The 17,438-nt window shown below is 52.4% G+C and carries 20 protein-coding genes; 4 read left to right on the forward strand and 16 right to left on the reverse strand.

Annotated features, from left to right (window positions below; translation table 11 throughout):
- Nucleotides 1-158: 158 nt before the first annotated feature.
- Nucleotides 159-809: a TetR/AcrR family transcriptional regulator gene (locus tag DVH26_RS34960; protein ID WP_239630196.1), complete on the reverse strand. Its 651-nt coding sequence runs from the start codon at nt 807-809 to the stop codon at nt 159-161.
- Between the two features lie 299 nt (nt 810-1,108).
- Here DVH26_RS34960 and DVH26_RS34965 point away from each other — a divergent pair, with 299 nt between their 5' ends.
- Nucleotides 1,109-1,915, forward strand: coding sequence for a copper amine oxidase N-terminal domain-containing protein (locus tag DVH26_RS34965; RefSeq protein WP_239630197.1), 807 nt, complete (start codon nt 1,109-1,111; stop codon nt 1,913-1,915).
- A gap of 221 nt (nt 1,916-2,136) precedes the next feature.
- Here the strand turns inward: DVH26_RS34965 and DVH26_RS34970 are convergent, their stop codons facing one another.
- A complete protein-coding gene (locus tag DVH26_RS34970) occupies nt 2,137-2,817 on the reverse strand; it encodes a GNAT family N-acetyltransferase (protein ID WP_239630198.1) in 681 nt (226 codons plus the stop codon).
- Between the two features lie 267 nt (nt 2,818-3,084).
- Here DVH26_RS34970 and DVH26_RS34975 point away from each other — a divergent pair, with 267 nt between their 5' ends.
- Complete coding sequence (locus DVH26_RS34975) at nt 3,085-3,267, forward strand: hypothetical protein (RefSeq protein WP_239630199.1); 183 nt, start codon at nt 3,085-3,087, stop codon at nt 3,265-3,267.
- Nucleotides 3,268-3,356: 89 nt separating this feature from the next.
- Here DVH26_RS34975 and DVH26_RS34980 read toward each other — a convergent pair whose 3' ends face one another.
- From DVH26_RS34980 to DVH26_RS35035, 12 genes are all read right to left on the reverse strand, one after another.
- Entirely contained in the window at nt 3,357-3,506 is a 150-nt protein-coding gene (locus tag DVH26_RS34980) for a hypothetical protein (RefSeq protein WP_239630200.1), read from the reverse strand.
- A 14-nt stretch (nt 3,507-3,520) separates the two neighbouring features.
- Nucleotides 3,521-5,239, reverse strand: coding sequence for an adenine deaminase (locus DVH26_RS34985; protein WP_239630201.1), 1,719 nt, complete (start codon nt 5,237-5,239; stop codon nt 3,521-3,523).
- A 23-nt stretch (nt 5,240-5,262) separates the two neighbouring features.
- A complete protein-coding gene (locus tag DVH26_RS34990) occupies nt 5,263-6,327 on the reverse strand; it encodes an ABC transporter ATP-binding protein (RefSeq protein WP_239630202.1) in 1,065 nt (354 codons plus the stop codon).
- 15 nt (nt 6,328-6,342) lie between these two features.
- A complete protein-coding gene (locus tag DVH26_RS34995; protein ID WP_239630203.1) occupies nt 6,343-7,131 on the reverse strand; it encodes an ABC transporter permease in 789 nt (262 codons plus the stop codon).
- Nucleotides 7,132-7,137: 6 nt separating this feature from the next.
- Nucleotides 7,138-7,959 (reverse strand): ABC transporter permease, encoded by an 822-nt coding sequence (locus DVH26_RS35000; protein WP_239630204.1) that lies wholly within the window; start codon nt 7,957-7,959, stop codon nt 7,138-7,140.
- Between the two features lie 28 nt (nt 7,960-7,987).
- Entirely contained in the window at nt 7,988-8,920 is a 933-nt protein-coding gene (locus DVH26_RS35005) for a nucleoside hydrolase (RefSeq protein WP_239630205.1), read from the reverse strand.
- Between the two features lie 112 nt (nt 8,921-9,032).
- The gene (locus DVH26_RS35010; protein ID WP_239630206.1) at nt 9,033-10,118 is read right to left on the reverse strand and encodes an ABC transporter substrate-binding protein; all 1,086 of its coding nucleotides are present in this window, start codon (nt 10,116-10,118) and stop codon (nt 9,033-9,035) included.
- A gap of 608 nt (nt 10,119-10,726) precedes the next feature.
- Nucleotides 10,727-11,086: a DUF2294 domain-containing protein gene (locus DVH26_RS35015; protein WP_239630207.1), complete on the reverse strand. Its 360-nt coding sequence runs from the start codon at nt 11,084-11,086 to the stop codon at nt 10,727-10,729.
- A gap of 218 nt (nt 11,087-11,304) precedes the next feature.
- Nucleotides 11,305-11,709 carry a bleomycin resistance protein gene (locus DVH26_RS35020; protein ID WP_239630208.1) on the reverse strand — a complete coding sequence of 135 codons (405 nt, stop codon included), beginning with the start codon at nt 11,707-11,709 and terminating at the stop codon, nt 11,305-11,307.
- Between the two features lie 20 nt (nt 11,710-11,729).
- A complete protein-coding gene (locus DVH26_RS35025; RefSeq protein WP_239630209.1) occupies nt 11,730-12,479 on the reverse strand; it encodes a response regulator transcription factor in 750 nt (249 codons plus the stop codon).
- The gene (locus DVH26_RS35030; protein WP_239630210.1) at nt 12,458-14,329 is read right to left on the reverse strand and encodes a sensor histidine kinase; all 1,872 of its coding nucleotides are present in this window, start codon (nt 14,327-14,329) and stop codon (nt 12,458-12,460) included. The genes DVH26_RS35025 and DVH26_RS35030 overlap by 22 nt, the downstream gene beginning before the upstream one ends.
- A gap of 138 nt (nt 14,330-14,467) precedes the next feature.
- Nucleotides 14,468-15,016, reverse strand: coding sequence for a GNAT family N-acetyltransferase (locus DVH26_RS35035; RefSeq protein ID WP_239630211.1), 549 nt, complete (start codon nt 15,014-15,016; stop codon nt 14,468-14,470).
- 97 nt (nt 15,017-15,113) lie between these two features.
- On the opposite strand from DVH26_RS35035, the gene DVH26_RS35040 reads away from it, so the two are divergent.
- Nucleotides 15,114-15,773 (forward strand): DUF2306 domain-containing protein, encoded by a 660-nt coding sequence (locus DVH26_RS35040; protein ID WP_239630212.1) that lies wholly within the window; start codon nt 15,114-15,116, stop codon nt 15,771-15,773.
- A 61-nt stretch (nt 15,774-15,834) separates the two neighbouring features.
- On the opposite strand, the gene DVH26_RS35045 is transcribed toward DVH26_RS35040, so the two are convergent.
- Entirely contained in the window at nt 15,835-16,263 is a 429-nt protein-coding gene (locus DVH26_RS35045) for a YdeI/OmpD-associated family protein (protein WP_239630213.1), read from the reverse strand.
- A 263-nt stretch (nt 16,264-16,526) separates the two neighbouring features.
- Nucleotides 16,527-16,808 (reverse strand): hypothetical protein, encoded by a 282-nt coding sequence (locus tag DVH26_RS35050; protein ID WP_239630214.1) that lies wholly within the window; start codon nt 16,806-16,808, stop codon nt 16,527-16,529.
- Nucleotides 16,809-17,044: 236 nt separating this feature from the next.
- Between DVH26_RS35050 and DVH26_RS35055 the strand changes: the two genes are divergently transcribed.
- Nucleotides 17,045-17,362: an antibiotic biosynthesis monooxygenase gene (locus tag DVH26_RS35055; RefSeq protein WP_239630215.1), complete on the forward strand. Its 318-nt coding sequence runs from the start codon at nt 17,045-17,047 to the stop codon at nt 17,360-17,362.
- Nucleotides 17,363-17,438 lie beyond the last annotated feature (76 nt).

Genomic DNA, 17,438 nt, shown 5'->3' on the forward strand with positions numbered 1-17,438 from the left:
AGCCCTGCAATAAACAATCATCACTATTAGACATAATGTTCATATCTCAACATAAGTAAGAAACGTGTTGATTAATTTGAAAAAAGTTATCCGGATAAGACAGCGAAATATCCATTACAGAAGCTGTTTGGGGAGAGTCGGGACGAATCCGTTGTTGCTTAGCGGGGATAAGAGAATGGTGCAGATGGTGCGGCTTCAGACCACAAGCCTTCGGGAAAGGCGGCCATAATCGGTCCTTTATACATAATCCGTGCAATCATTATTGCCACTTTTTCCTCTGGAAGGCTCATCCCTGACTGGATCCAATGAGTGAGCAGACCAAGCTGGGCGGATGTAATAAAAGCAACCAAGTAGTCTCGGGGAACGAGCGCGCTGTCGTCATTCGGTATATGGACCAAAACCTGATTGTGCATTTGCTTGGCCATGAACATTCTTATTTGATAAGGAAAAGCGATATCGCCGTTCGGTCCCAATATCACTCTAAAAAAATCGTACTGCTTGCGAAAATATTGGAGCAAATGAACTGCCGGAGGGTACGGCACTTGTTTATCCGCATATTTGGCTATGTCCGAGACGACGATTTTGGACATTTCTGCAGCCAGTCCGTCAAAAATCTCCTTCTTGATCTGATCCATCAAATCGTAAATATCCTTGTAATGCAAATAAAAGGTACCCCGGTTCACTTCGGCCCGTTCCGTCAAATCGCGCACGGTCACTTTGTCCAGCCCTTTCTCGTCCATCAGCTCCAAAAGCGCCTTTCTCAGCAATCGTTTCGTTCGTATTTTCCGGCGATCGGTCGTTTTATCCATTGGTATCGCTCCCTGGCGGTCATTTTGCTCTCATTATAATAGACATCAAGATCATTAAACAACAGTTTGTTCATTAATTGCGAATGCAGCTTTTTCAACGGACAGGTGTTCTGAGTAGGAGTTGTACCAATTTGGACGCTTTTAACAAAAGGATTTCGGCCGCCTCTGTGGAAGTCCTATAGATGAATCATTCCGGGTCGCTTTCGAGCCGGTCCATTTTGACGTAAAACAGACAGTCATCCCGAACTCATATAGAATCAGTGCTTCGTAATAACAGCTTAGAGCTAGGAGGAATTTCAATGCCTCGATTTAAAAAAAGCGTATGGCCGCAATTCGCCCTCGCCGTATCGATGCTTTTGCCTTTTGATTCGATCCTTGCCAGCGCTCAGGACGCACCTCCCGTGCAGATCTACCTGCAGCAGGAGCGGCTCCAATGGGAGCAGCCGCCATACATCGAGCAGGGGAATACGATGGTGCCTATGCGGGCCTTGTTCGAAAAGCTTGGCTTCACGGTAACCTGGGAGCAGGAGACCCAGACGGCCAAAGCCAAAAAAGGCGACCTGACTTTGTCGCTATCGATTAACAAGGCGACGGCGGACGTCAACCAAACGCTGTTTTACCTGGAAGTGGCTCCCCAAATCAAGAACGGAAGCACGTTTATTCCGCTCCGGTTTGTCAGTGAAGCGGCAGGAGCCAATGTAAGCTGGGAAGAGGCAACGCGAACCGTCCGCATTGACACTACCGCAGCCGATGCTAAGCAAATGATACAGCGGCTGATTGAGAATATGACGCAGAGCAGCACGTTTACACAGAAGGCTACGTCCATTACCGGAGCCGACGGCATCAAGAAAAACGACGTCCATGTTACGAATATTGCGATGAATTCGGATTCTTCCTCCGCTACGGTAACGTTCCAGGCCGGCTTTACCGTCTCCAAGGCGATCAAGAACGGCAACGGCATCACGATCTCTCCTTCGGAAACGGTGCTTTACGAATTTACCGGCGAGGTATATAAAGACTCGGCCGGTCAATGGCTGCTCCGTACGTCGCCGTCGGCCATGACTTATGTATTGAAGGAAAAGAAGCCGTTCATGGATTCGAACTGACCTGTTAAGGTGTGAAACAAGCCTTGGCCTTCTGCCGGGCTTATGAGACCTTGGTGTACAATATACGTTGTGCGTGCGGAGGGAATGGGTATGGGATTCCGGCCGCTCCTCCCCCCACACCCATTCCCTCTACTGTTCTACTCTGAGCTTTATGCTGCTTTGTCGATTATGTGCAAAAGCCCCTTGCCTGCTGGCAAGGGGCTTCATTGATTAGTCCGAAATTACAGCGGAAGCAAGCTCACATGCGCCCGCTGCTTCAGCGCGGCGACCATGTCGTACCATGCCGCCGGCTTGTTAGGCAGCACCGCGTAATAGCGCTCCAGGAAGCCGCTGATGAGTGAAGCAGGGATGGCTTCCACGGTGTCGGCATCGTCGCCGAACGGCATGAAGCCGAGATCCAGCTCCTGCACCGCGGCACCGTCATTGTGCCATGACGGGTGCACATACGCGAGGTCCAGCTTGCGGTAGCCCAGATGGGCGAGCACCTCGCGGCGCACGAACGGGTCCATCGGCTTCACACCGCCGAAGCTGTGATCCTGCGCCAAATACGGGTTGTAAATTTCGGCGAACATGCCGAGCAGCCGACTGCCCTGCTCCCGAACGAGTGAAAGCAGATCGTTCGTGCGGTGCTTCACGAGAAACGGGCCGATGCCCAGCCCCTCGCGGCCGATGATCGTGAAATCCGTCATCGCTACCTGCATATCCTCGTAGTACCGGTATTCGGTGGCTCCGACTACCTGTCCCTCGTAGACGGCGACGAATACCCGGATGCCCGGGTCCTGCAGCGGCTCCGCCCACAGCTCGTACTCCAGCACTTCCTCCGGCGGAAACACCGTCTGCATCAGCTCGTGCATTTGTTTAAAGTAAGGGTCCGTTATATTCGTAATTCGATGGTATTCCATGTACCAGCACTCCTCTCCATTCTTACTTGCTAGTATAGCAATTGGAACAACTGAATGCCATGACAGGACCGATATTGATCAACGACACCTGTCAGTTCTTGGCGTCAATGACTGCCATAACGTCCACTTCGACATGAAAGCCGATATCGCTGATGACACGCGTAATGGCTTTCTACGCGCCTAATTACAGCCAACATGCATTCTTTGCCAGTGATCCGGCCATACTATCTCTGTTATTTTTCAATCCGAGACAGGAGGCAGCATGATATGCCAAGCAGCAGAGGACATCAAGGTGCACAAGGCATTGGACAAGCGGAGGAGCAGTTGAACGCTCAAGCGCAAGCCGCAGCCGAGATCCAAGGCGCCAACGAGACCGACCAGGAAGTATTGGCCGCAGCGAATCAGCAGGACAGCGAGCTGGATGAGATCATCCCGTCGGATCAGGAATAGCCTCATTACTGAGATCAGCAGCACTGCCATTAGGCAGCGAAAACAGACACGAAGCATCTCGTGTCTGTTTTTTATCTTTAATCCGCCCGTCACACCTCCGGTAAAATCGCGAATACCTCCGGCTCGCCAAGCGAAGCCTTCGCTTGTTCCAACGGCATCGCGTGCGTTTCGCCCTGCTTCCCTGCAGCGCTCGTCCCCCAAAAAAAGAACCCTCCTGCACCGGCAGGAGAGCTCTCCACTGTCTCAATTCGTATTATGATTCCGATCCCACTAGCAGGGGTACAACTTGTCCGCGATTGACATCGATCAGGCCGAAATCGGTGATCTTCAGCGCCGGGCTGACCGGCAGCGAATGCGTACTGATCGACATGATCGGATTGTAGTGGTTATATCCGAGCGACTCCATCGCCTCGCGGAGGCGCTGCACGGCCGCAGCCGCCTCCTCCAGCGGCTCCTCCGTCAGGATGCCGCCTACCGGCAGGCGGAGCATCGCGAGCACCTTGCCGTCTTCGACGACGCAGAAGCCGCCTTGGCTGCGGATCACTTCGTTGGCCGCGAGCATCATATCCTCGGGGCTATGCCCTACCACGAGCAGGTTATGGTTGTCGTGGGAGTACGTCGTTGCCACCGCCCCGCGCCGGATCGTGTCGCCCCCGATCAAGCCGTGAGCTCGTGCTCCACTCTTGCCGTAACGCTCGAAGGTGGCGATAAGGCCGTACGGGCTGTCCTCCCAGCGAACTTCGCCGTCACGAACCTCCACTTCACCGTGATGCTCCTCCGTGAACGTCGAGCCGTTCTTCACCAGCATGACACGGCTGTGGTACATCCCATCCTTCGCATCGGCCCGGATAGCGAAGTCGGCTTCCGTCAGCAGAGGAAGCTGTACACTTTGGTAAAAATGGGCAGGGAACGCATGCCGATACCCTTCCGGCTTGTACTCCTTACCGGCATCAAATACTTTCTTACCATTCTTGAACACTTGACCTATGGTCAATTCTTTGGCATCCGATACTAAAATAAAATCTGCAATCTTGCCCGGCGCGATTGCACCTCGGTCGCTCAGCTTCATCCGGCGGGCCGGAGTGAAGGTTGCGGCGTAGATTGCCTTTTCTGGCGACATCCCCATGCCGATCGCCTTGCGGACAATATGATTCAGATGCCCTCTCCGCTGGAACGAATCCGGCATGACATCGTCTGTGACAAAGCAGAAATGCTCCGAAACGTCATGCTTGATCAAATAGTTCATGACCTCTTCGGTCATCGACTTCTCCTGAATCTCGATGAACATGCCGGCAGCGATGCGCGCTTCCATCCCTTCGATCGATTGATGCGTATGGTCGGAATCGATTCCCGCATAAATCACCCGCTGCAAATCGAGATCAAGCAGCTTCGGCACATGGCCTTCTATAATCAGGTCCGGATATTGGGACCGTATATGCCTCAGGATTTGATTCGTCTTGCAATCCGGGGCGTTAATGACATCGACATAGTTCATAATTTCGCCAAGGCAAGCGATCCGCTCCGTCTGCATCAGCCGGTCCATATCTTCAATCTCAATGGAGCCGCCCGACGTTTCGAGCGACGTTGCCGGCACCGAGCTCGGAATCGCATAAATCATATCCGCTACGCAATGCTTGCTCGCACGGATCATTTCCGTAACGCCAGGCAGCCCGAACACATTCGCCATCTCGTGAGGCTCCGGCACGATCGTCGTGACGCCGTTCTTGATCAAGCCGTAGGAGAAAGTATCCGGCGTCACCATCGTGCTCTCGATATGCAGATGGATATCGACCAGGCCGGGAACCATATAGCGCCCCTGCCCGTCGACGATTTGGTCCGCTTCGAAGCTGTCCGCTCCGCGCGGACCGATATATAAGAACCTGCCATCCAGGACGGCGGCATTGCCTGGAATGAACCTTTTGAAGTAACTGTTATAGATGTTTACATTCTGGATGAATAAATCGACTCGCATGCCTGTACCTCCCAAGTAGCTCGTTACTCCACCAAAACCAGCTTTTCGCCGGGGAACAGCAATCGAACTTCACGGCCGTTCACATAAGGAAACTCCATTTCTTTATTGACGGTAAAATCGCCCAGCGCCGTCTCGACGACATACTGGTAGCTTCTGCCGAGGAAAGTGCTTACTTTGATACGGCCTGCCAGCGTGTTCGGACCTTTGTCCATCACTTCCTCCGCCGTACCCATCACGACATCGTCAGGACGGATGGCGCCCTTCTTGCTCTCCAGCGCGCCCGTACCCGGATGCTTGACGACACGGAAAGGAATATCGCCCGCCTTCAGCTCGATTTCATGGTCATTCTCACGCCGTTCGGTGAAATGGATGAAATTGTTGAATCCGATGAATCTCGCTACAAATTCGGTCTTCGGATATTTAAAGATCGTCGCCGGGTTATCCAGCTGCTCGATAATCCCTTTGTTCATAATCGCGACCTGGTCCGAGATGGAGAAGCATTCCTCCTGGTCATGGGATACATAGACCGTTGTAATGCCCAGCTCCTGCTGAATGCGGCGGATTTCTACCCGCATGTTGATCCGCAGGTTCGCATCGAGGTTGCTGAGCGGCTCGTCGAACAGAAGCAGGTCCGGCTCGATCACGAGCGCACGGGCGATAGCGACCCGCTGCTTTTGTCCTCCGGACAGCGCCTTCGGATACCGCTTCTCGAAGCCCGCCAAACTCACGACCTCCAGAATCCGGTGCACCCGCTTGCTGATTTCCGCTTCCGCGACCTTTCTCAGACGAAGGCCGAAGGCGACGTTCTCATATACCGACAAATGCGGGAACAGTGCATAGCTTTGGAACACGAAGCCGAAATTCCGTTTGTTGACGGGAACCCGGGTGTAGTCTTTGCCGTTCAGCAGAAACTTGCCGTCTCTAGCTTCGAGAAATCCGGCGATCAGACGCAGCGTCGTCGTTTTCCCGCAGCCGCTCGGCCCGAGCAGCGAAATCAGCTTACCTTTTTCAATATTTAAGTTAAAATCCTTCAAGATATAATTTTGCTCGTAAGCTACCGACACGTTTTCCAGGGATAGCAATGCCATGGACGAAATCCTCCGTTATCGTTTTGTAAAGTAGGACAATCCCATAATTCTTTCAATAATGAACATGAGCACTGCCGTAAAGATCATCAGAAGCACCGAAATTGCGGCGATCGTAGGGTCAAAATGGTTTTCTACATACGTCAGCATTTGGATCGGCAGCGTACTGATGCCCGGACCGGTCATAAAGACCGAAATGTCGACGTTATTGAACGACTCCAGGAAAGCGATCAGCACCGCAGCGATAATCCCCGACTTAATGTTCGGCAGCACGACCTTGAAAAAGGTTTGCAAATGCCCTGCGCCCAAGCTGAGCGCCGCCTCCTCGATGGCAAAGTCGAAGTTCGACAAGCTGGAGGCTATGACGCGGATAATGAACGGCAGCATGATCACCGTATGACCGATCAAGAGAGAAGCATAAATCGGCAGGTTATACGTAATAATCAAGTATTTCAGCATGGTGAAGCCAAGCACGATTCCCGGAATGAGCACCGGGGAGATGAAGATCGCATTCAGCGCGTCCTTGCCTTTGAACTGGAACCGGCTTAAGGCATAAGCGGCCGGAACCCCCAGAATCAAGGCGAACAAGTTGCCGAGCAGCGATACGACGATCGACGTCTTGAACGTTTCCATGAACATTTTCACTTTGAAAATATTTTCATACCACTTGAACGAAATGCCTGTCGGCGGAAATTTCAGCACGGCTCCCGGCTCGAACGAAGCGGCGGCGATAATAATAAGCGGGCCCAGCAAAAACGCATAGACTAGAAGCGTAAACAGGCCCAGTCCTCGATTGTTCTCCTGCATACGGTTCTACTCCTTCGGGGTAAATTTGTTGGCCAGTTTGTTCATAATGCCGATGACGATGAACGTAATGGCGATCATGATCGTTGCAATGACCGAGGCCATATGCCAGTCGTTAAGCGTAATCGCATTTTGGTACAGGAAGGTCGAAATAACCCTCTGCTTGCCTCCCAACAGCGCCGGCGTCGTATAAGCCGTCAAGCTTCCGACGAACACGAGAATGCTCCCAATAATAAGACCCGGGATGGAGAGCGGCACGATGACCTTGCGGAATGCCGTAAAACGCGGAGCGCCGAGGCTTTCTGCGGCCTTGATCAAATCGGGATCGATATTTTCCATAACCCCGACAAGCGTAATGATAATGAGCGGCAGGAACAAATGGATGAGGCCGATCATCATGGCCGTCGGCGTGTACAATATGTCGAGCGGCTCCTGTATGAGCCCTATCGCAATGAGCGCATTGTTCAGCAGCCCTTTTTTCCCGAGTACGATCATCCAGCTGAACGAGCGTACGACCGAGCTGGTCAACAGCGGGAAGATCGCCAGGGCAAGCAGGATGCCTTTTTTCCGCAGTCCCTGCTTCGAAATATAGTAAGCTACCGGAAAGCCGAGCAAAATGCAGATGAGCGTCGTTACAATGCTGACCTGCAGCGTCGTCCCTACGATTTTGAGAAAATACGGATCTTTAAAGAAATGCAAATAACCGTCAAAGCTTAGGCGGCCCTCCTGGAAAAAGGTGGACCCTATCGTCAGCACAATCGGGACGAGCATAAAAATGCACAAAAACAGAAGTCCCGGCAGCAGCAGTAAATAGGTATACGTTTTTTTCATGTAGCTATTGGCTCCTGTTCTTGTAAGGCTAGACACGCAACGCTTGCGTAAACAGCTGAATAAAAGCGTCCGTATCGACGTCCACGCAAACATGCACGTTCGGCTGTCGGGACAAGCGGTTCTGGAAGTCGCATACGGTTTGCCCGTCGCACAGCTCGCTTCTTGTTTCTACGTCCACATAATAGGGACGGGTCGTTACGATGCCGCGATCCAGCGCGACACCCACGGCTAGCGGGTCGTGCATCACGCAGGCATGGATGCCGTTGCGCTCATAGTAGCGCTTCATGTAATCCGAAGTGCTCTCCAGAACATAACGGGCGATATCGGAATCGCCTAGCTGGAGCATCTGCTCCTCCGTGAGCAGCGCTTTGCGGGTCACATCCAGCCCGACCATCGTAAGGCTCGGAAAGCCTGCGTGGAACACCACTTTGGCCGCTTCCGGATCGACGTACATGTTGTACTCGGCGGTCGGAGTCACGTTGCCGTAGCTGCTGACCGCGCCGCCCATGACGACGACCTCCTTGACAAGCTGCACCAGCTCCGGAGCTTTGCGCACGGCGAGCGCCAGGTTCGTCAGCGGCCCGGTCATGACGAGCGTCAGCTCTCCGGGCTCGCGGCGCGCCGCTTCGACGATGAAGTCCGGCCCGAAGCCGGCTTCCGGCTGCTTGTGCACCGGCATATCGCGGAGCGCTCCGCCGATGCCGTCCTTGCCGTGCACCCGGTGCTCGAAGAACGATTCCCTCAGCAGCGGCCGGTCCGCACCCTTGTAGACGGGAATCGCATCCTCCGCGCCAGCAAGCTGGAGGATCTTGCACGTGTTCTCCGTCGCCTGCTCCATCGAGACGTTGCCGTTTACCGTCGTAATGCCGAGCACGTCGAATTGGCCGCTGCGAATCGCGAGCAATATGCCCAGCGCGTCATCGACTCCCGTATCGACATCCAGGATCACTTTCTTCCTCATCAACGAACCTCCTTGGCAAAAAAATGGGGTACATGCCATGGTCATGTCATATACCCTGATTCCTTGTTTCTAGAACGGTTGCTTCTGTTCCGTCTGCGCTTGCTACGTTCTCTTATTGCGTTACTTCTTTATTGAAACGGTCGATCCATTTTTTCAAGTTTTGGTTGACGAATTTCATGTCCAGCTTGCGCAGCTTGTCAACGACATCCGCACCGTAAGTGATCCCTTGAGCTTCTTCCGCTGTCAGCTGCAGCGTTTTGTTAACAGGGGAGTCAACTTTCGCTTTTGCCGATTTCTCTTGAGCTTCCTTGCTCAAATGCCAGTTGATGAAGTCTTCGGCCAGCTGCTTGTTTTTGCTGCCTTTTACGACGTTAACGGTGTTCATAATAGCGTAGGCGCCTTCTGTTGGCGTTACGAATTTCACATCCGGCGTACCGGCCTTCAAATCTTTTACGTACATTTCCATGATCGGACCGGCGGCGATTTCGCCTTGCGCCATCATGTTGACGAATTCGGACGTTTGTCCGTAGTACTTAACGACGGATTTGTTCAGCTCTTTCAGCTTCGCAAACGCCTGGTCCTCGTTAAACGTGCTGCCGCCCGCAACGATCGAAGCCGCGTCCACAATCATCGGACCGCTGGTTGCCGTAATGTTCGGAATCGTCAGCTTCTTCGCCAATTCCGGCTTCCACAGGTCGGCCCACGATTTGATTTCTTTACCGCCAAGCGCTTTCGGGTTGTAGGCGATGCCCAATTGGCCGATGGTATAAGCAGGGCCGTAGTCTTCGCCAAGCGGCGCTTTCGCCACGTCGTAAATATTGTTCAGGTTCGTCAGGCGGCTGCGGTCGATTTTCTCGAACAGCCCCGCTTCGATCCCTTGCTGCGCGTAATAGTCGGACAAGTAAATCAGGTCGACGTTGGAGCTGCCTTGCTTCACTTTGTTCAAGCGCTCGGCGTTGTTGCCGATTTCCAGCACGATTTTGACATTATGCTCTTTCTCGAACGGCGCATAAATTTCTTTGCGGAAGAAGTCCTCCGAGAAGCCCCAGGTGGAAATGACGAGCTGTGTCGGCTCTCCTTTGCCTGCAGCCTTGTTGTCTGCTGCTGCTCCGCCTTGTTCTTTCGGCGCCCCGCATCCTGTAAGTGCAAGTCCTAGTACGGATAAAGATAGAATCCCGGAAACCCATTGTTTTTTCATCTGTCATAACCCTCCAATTTTTGGTCTGAATCGTGTCAGGATCGGTCCAAGAAATATTTACTAGTATTTTTCAAACGCGGCAATCTAATGCATTCGCCCGCGCCGAATTCCCGGCTTCTATTTCTTCCGATGCCCCCCTGTTGCGGTTTTATGAAATGAGTGTTTAAAAAGTCCGGTTTCAGAACCGAGAAGGTTGGACGAAAGTCGAGGAAGGAGGAACGGAGCGTAGGCGTAACCTACGTGAGTACCTCAGAGCTTTCCGAAGGAAAGCTTGCATCGTAAGCATATCTTCCCGGCTTTGTTCAAGATTCGATGTCGAACTTCTTCTCGATTCGCTTCGTTATAAGAAAACCTCCGATCGAAGTCATTCAAAGTAGAACGACCGCTAATAGATGTTGGTTTTCTTGTGGCAAAGAATGCTTTCAGTTTCTTTGCCGTTCAAAGTGGACTTTTTAAATTTCCTCATAAGAAAAAAAAGAAAAGTACCCTTGGTAGAAATAAATCTTCTAACAAGAGCACTTTCCATTGTAAACAATGTCCAGCGGCATCCGTTGATGTTACGTGGGTTCGGTTTCCTCTTAAGATAAATCAAAAGAGAAACGGCCGATCTATTCGGTTGTTCTTTCGTTATCCACCACAATGATGTTCGTGATAGCCCACTGCGTGTGCGGATCGTAATCTCTTAAAACCGCCTCGATAGCCAGTCCCATATCTTGTTCGAGCTTTTCCCGGATCCGCTTCTTGTAAATCGACGACATGTAGAAATCGACCTCGTACTTCAGCGACGGCGCTTCGCCCTCTAACGCGGTAGACCGCGGTGAGCGGCGGTGCCTTGCTTGAAAGGTGACCATATTGTTGTCGATCGTTGCTTTAAGCAGAATCGTACCGAAACCGAACAATTCCTTCGAAACTTCATTGTAGATGTGACACAGCTTCTTCTTAAACTCATTCGAATCGGTTAGGGGCATATGTTCACCTTCTAAAACCATCATCGGATTCGGTAACACTCATAGATTCATAATACTGAAAAACGACTCTTTTTTCAAGACAATCGTTCGGGTTTCTTTACTAGAATCGACTTCCAGCCCTAATTTTTGACAGAAAACAGGGAATTTCCCGAATGAAAACAAGCGAGCGTTAGGCAAAAAGCGCCCTTGTCCTTGCCCATGCCCATTCAACGTCTCCTCTATGAAATGCGTCTCTCGTAAAATGTAATCAGGTTGCCGTCCGGGTCCAGGACATCAAACTCCCTCACACCCCATGGCCGGTCCCCAAGCTTGGTGTTAGGATGCATTATGCCGAATGGCATGAGACGCGAATGCAGCTCATCCACTCCCTCGACCCGTATGCGGAAGCTTGCCGTACCCGCAATGAACGATTCGGCACCGGAGATAATCGGTCGCTTGTCCTCCCGCGTACGCCAGCTTTCATCGCCCGAGTGCCACAAGTGCACCTCCACCCCGCCGCATTCCAGCACAGCGAAGCCGCCTTCCCAGTGGCGTACGGTAAACCCGAGCAGGTCGCGGTAAAAGCCCACGCTCCGCTCCATCTCCCGAACCGGCATGGCCGGAATAGCTTGCAGCATGTTCATCCGTATCTTCTCCCTTGCCTTTAGCTTTGTACGGCTGCTTTGCGAAATTCCGTAGGCGTACAGCCGTTCCATTTCTTGAACGTGTTGCTGAAATAAGCGACATCCGCATAGCCCACCCGGTCGGCAACTTCACTGATGCGCAGCGAGGTGACCTGCAGCAGGCGCTTGGCCTCGTCCATTCTCGCTTCGACGATGAAGTCGACGAAATTGCGGTTCAGCTGCTGCTTGAACAGCTGGCTCAAATAGCTCGGGTTCAGATGCACCCTCGCCGCCGCTTCGGTTAGCGTCAGGTCGCCGGCAAGGTTGGCGCGAATATAATCGATCACTTGCTCGACGGGAGACAGCGCCGCAGAATCGGAAGGAACCGCAGCATTCGCTTGCATGGACCGGCGCTGCGCTTCCCGCTCCATCCACTTGCCCAAGCATTGCGCCATGTCCTCGGTCTCTACCGGTTTAAGCAAATAATCATACACACCGGAGCGCAGCGCCTGTTGAACATAATGAAAATCGTCATAGCCGCTAATAACAATGATGTGCTGCTCACGGCTTCGCTCGCGGATTTCGCGGACGAACTGCAGCCCTTCCATCACCGGCATTTTCACATCGGTTATGATTAGGTCGGCCTCATGCTCCTTTAGCCAGTCCAAACCTTCCAGGCCGTGCGAGGCCTCCTTGACTACCGTAAAAGGCAATTCCGTCTTCTCGATCACCCGCTTCAGCGACGTGCGGACCCACCGCTCATCGTCAATCAGCAAGATTCGATACGCCATTCGCCTCCTCCTTCCTCAATGGCAGGCTCGCCCTTTTCCTTGTATGGCAGCCGGATATGAACCATCGTGCCCTCCCCTCTCTTGCTCTGCAGCAGCAAACCATAGACTGTGCCATACAAATAAGCGATTCTCCGGTGCACGTTGGCAATACCGATATGTGCTCCGCCAGCCAATACGTCCTTCCCTTTCAAATCTTGATGGATGCTGTGCAGCTGCTCCTCCGACATCCCGACTCCCGTATCTTGAACCGACACGTGAAAGGAATGCTCCGTATCCCGAGACGCAGTTATATGAATGTGCATGAGGCCGATTCCCGGCTCGATGCCGTGAATCATGCTGTTCTCCACGATCGGCTGAAGCGAAAACTTCGCGATTTCCTGATCCATCGCCCACTCGGGCACACTCAGCTCGTATTCGAGCTTATCGTCGAACCGGTACTTCTGAATGCGCAAGTACAGCTCGCAAAAGCGCAATTCCTCCCGCAGCGTGACGATGGGCGAATCGTTCTTCAAATGATACCGCAGCAGCTTTGCGAGCGACGCCGTCATACCGGCCATATCGTCCATATCCTGATCCAGCGCCATTCCTCGTAGCGTTTCAAGAGAGTTGTACAGGAAATGCGGATTCATCTGCGATTGCAGCGCTTTGAGCTCCGTCTCCTTTTGCCGGAGCAGCGCCTCCGTTTCCCGCAGCCGAGTGAAGTAGATTTCCTCCAGAAGCTCCTCGAGCTTCTCCACCATTTTGTTGAAGCCGTGCGTCAGCAGCCCCAGCTCATCCTTGGAGCGAACCTCCAGCTTGCCCGAAAAGTCGCCGACCTCGACCTTTTTCATAAACCGGTGCAGCCGGCGAATCGGACGAAGCAGGCTTGCTGCGAACCCGATGCCGAGCACATACGCAGCGACCAAAGTGACGGCAAGCGTCCCAAATATCGTCCGCCCGATATACCCCGTCCCGCTCGTCAATTCCGAATAGGGAATCGACGTGACGAGGCGCCAGCCTAAATAGTGCGATAAGCTGAACGTGAGAAAATGGCTTCCCTGCTCATCCTCCATCATGGAACCGCTTTCGGTCCGCTTCAAGGTTTCGAAGTTCCGCGCATTGGCTGGCTTGCCGACCTGCTGCAAATCCGGGTGGTACACATAATGGTTTTGTGAATCGATCATGTACAGGAAGCCGGTTCGTCCGATGGCAACCTTCTCGGCGATTTCCTGAATGCGCTTGAAATTGACGTCCATGATCATGATCCCGACCGGCTCCAGCGTATTCGGGCTAATAAGCCGGCGAACGATCGAGATGACCTGCTCCGGGTGGTCCTTCCACCGGATCACGCGGCTGATCAGCTTCGGCGTGCTGTCCTCCGGAATCGTCTCGTACCAATATTCCTGCTCCAGCTGCCGTGCCGAATAAGGGCTGTCGAAATCTATCGCGTCGATCACCTGCTCGTCATGCAGAACGACCGTAATGTTCGAAATGTCCGAACGCGAATAGGCCGCATTTTTCAGCACCTGCTCGATATCCGCCCGGATGCCGCTTTGCCGTATCTCATCCGTCGTCCGCATTTTCAGAAACCGGTTCATATCCGGATGGTTAATTATGCGCAGCGTATCGATCTCGAAATCCTGCACGTAGTATTCGACGTGCGTCTTCACCTGCTCGATAATTTGCCAGCTGTACTGCCCCGCCTCCTGCTCCAGCACCTCCGACGACCGTTGGTACGAGATCGCACCGACGAGCAGCAGCGGGAAGACGACGATCAATGCGGAGTAAAAAAACATTTTGACCGTCAAAGGCCGGTTTCGCAGCAAAATATACCGTTGAAACCTATCCAAGAAACGTGTCCATGATAGCAAGCTTGGCAGCAGCTCCTTTCCGTTTCAAACGTGCAGCTTGAGGCTTGCCTAGGTCTGCATGTGCTTCTGCATGTGCTTCTGCATGTGCTTCTGCATGTGCTTCTGCATGTGCATGTGCATCTGCATCGGCCGCCTGCTTCAGCTTTCCGGCTTTTCGGTTCCCGATTTTCTTCCCAGAAGGGTCATGTCGCTCCAGCCCAATGCCGTTTCCATCAACGTGCCGGAGCCGATTTTTATAGGCTTCTCACTTATGAATTGCCCGCCCAGCCGCCTATAAAACCCAATAGAAGGATTGTCCGTCAGCACCCAAACCATCATCGAACGGTAGCCTCTCGCCATCAGCTCTTCCGCCAGCGCAGTACATAGACGCCTCCCGCATCCGCTTCCTTGAGCCTCCTCCAACAAATAGAGGGCATAAATCTCCGCTTCGTACGGCATATCGGATTCTCTGCACGCGCCGCCGGTAACGAATCCGGCAATTTTCCCGTTGGAGCCAGCCGCTACATAAATGATTTGATCCCGATAAGGATGCTCGAAGGTCCGCTGCCAGCGCCGTATTCCTTGCTCCACCGTCAGTCCGGATAAATGCTTCTCATCGATAATCCCCTTGTATGTGCTTTGCCAGCTTGCCACATGGACCTTCGAGATCGCCTGAATGTCCGTCGGCTCTCCTATCCTTATATGCATTTCGATGCACCTCCCAACCACTTTATTTGGAAAATGAAGGGATGATTTCCGCTTCAGCGTCTTGTAGTGCAGTAATTATAGAAGGGATGGAAATAAAATGGTAAAAAAGACAATCGTTCGGCTGATCGTTTCCTTGCTGGCCTTTGTACTTCTGTATTATGTCGTCACGCAGTACGGACTTTCGGATCCGACGAGCAAGGGGCTCCTGCATGTTAAGCTCTCCGAGCCCGACTTCAGTCTCTCTCCGTGGATCTATGTGCTGTATGCCCATATAATTACGGCCTGTCTAGCGGTAGCCATAGGACCTTTTCAATTGTTCATCAAGCCCAAAAGAAGAGGTGTCCGCCTTCACCGCGTATTAGGCTATATTTATGTGGCGTCAATCTATATTAGCGGACTCGTCAGCATTTATTTATGTATATTCGCGACAGGCGGCTGGAAAGCCGGTTTAGGCTTTTTCTCGCTGGATATTTTATGGATGGCCTCGACATGGATCGCAATACGCCAAGCCGTAAAAAAGAACATAACGGCTCACCGAGAGTGGATGCTGCGCAGCTACGCGCTGACGTTGGCGGCGTTTTCTTTTCGGGTATGGCTCATGCTGGCGACTCCGCTGTTCGGAGACCAATTCCTGTCGGCGTATCAGCTGTCGGCATGGCTGTGCTGGGTTGGCAATCTAGTGTTCATGGAGCTATTCATTGTCATGACGCGTAAGAAAAAAGGCATCCAAACCGGCAGCGGCTTAAACTTGAGGTAAAAGAGCAGCCCTGGACTAAAAGGACTGCTCCGCGCCTAAGCTGCAATAGTGGAATGGGCGGCTACAGCCTTTGCCCTTGCTCCGACTTCTCGATCAGCTGCGCAAGCCGCTTGAGCCGCGTCTCTTCCTTTTTAGCGCTGCCAATCCAGTGGATGGACACCTTCCGGTAGTAGGGAGGCTGCGACTGAAAAAACTCCCATGCCTTCGGATGAGCGCGAAACTGCTTCTCAAGCGCTTCTCGGCCGGACCTTCCCGCTCGTACGAATAGACGGCGGACTTGTCCTCCTTGCGCTGCTCGAATGCCCGCAATCCTGCCGGATGCATGAGACCCAGCCGACTCAGCTCCTCCATCCGCGCTATATTGACGGCACTCCAAGTGCTGCCCGGCTTGCGCGGCGTGAACCGGATCGAGTAGCTGGCATCGTCGATTCTTCGGCGGACGCCGTCGATCCAGCCGAAGCACAGCGCCTCGTCTACCGATTCGGGCCATGTAATGCTTGGCCGTCCGCTGTCTTTTTTATAAAATCCGACCAGCAGCTCCGCAGCCTTTTCGTGATTCTGCTCCAGCCATGCACGGAACTCGGAAGGAGTTGCAAAAAATTCGGCACTCATAGCTTACGCCTCCTTAAAGTGCTGTTGGATTTTTATCCTTAAATAACAATTTCCATTTCCAGAGGTTGTTTTCCTTTCCGGCTTCCCTGTCTCGGAACAAAAAGAAAAGGAAGGACTGCCCCTTCCTTTCCTCCGATTTCATTACCAGCAATATTGTGCATCGTAAATGTTAGCACTGTACTCGGGATACATGTACAAGTATTCGTCTGCAGCCGCCTGAGCGTCGGCATAGTCCTCGAACGGGCCCATAGTCGTGATTTCCGTCGTCCCGGAAGAATTTACAAGATCAATGTCTACAAAATATTTGTAAAGATTGCAGGTACATCCGTGACACTGGTATCGTCCGTCTGCAAAAGCAGTCGAAACCGATGCCGTAAACATGGTAAAAGCGAATAATATCGTCGCGAGCTTTTTCATTCTCATCAACATCACCCCCTTTCCATTATTTAGTATATAGAACGAGAATTTGATTTAATATACTCATTTAACATAATTATTAAATATTTCTATAAATTGGTTTAAACAAGGATTAACCTTCATACCATCCTCGCTTCCCGAGCCTGATAAGCCTGACTGCCGCCAATTGAAAATGAGAATCTTTATCAAATACAATGTTGTGTGTAAAATGTATCCATTTATTCTAGGGGGCGTACTGATTCATGATCATAGAAACGTTAACCATCGTCGTCAAAGAAGGCTTCGCCGATCAGGTCGTTCACGGCTTCAGCCAAGAGGCTGCGGTAGAAAAGTCCCCGGGCTTTATCGACCTGAGCGTCTTGGTGAAAAGAGCGAGCAAAGGCGAGGAGGAAGTCATTGTCATGATCCGCTGGGAAAACGAGGAGCGCTGGAAGCAGTGGGAGCTGAGCGAGGCTCACCTCGAAGGCCATCGCAGAGAACGCGAGCGCGGCAAACCGGATTTTGTGCTCAGCTCCAAAAGCAGCATTTATGAAGTGAAAGCCGTTAAGCTGCCGGGCTAGGAGGATTAGCTCGTTCCCCTCATTTCCCGTCCATCATCGAATTGTTATGGATCAGCCATTGTCTCGATTCCTTATG

The organism is Paenibacillus sp. H1-7 (assembly GCF_022354825.1).
Taxonomy (GTDB): Bacteria; Bacillota; Bacilli; order Paenibacillales; family NBRC-103111; genus Paenibacillus_S.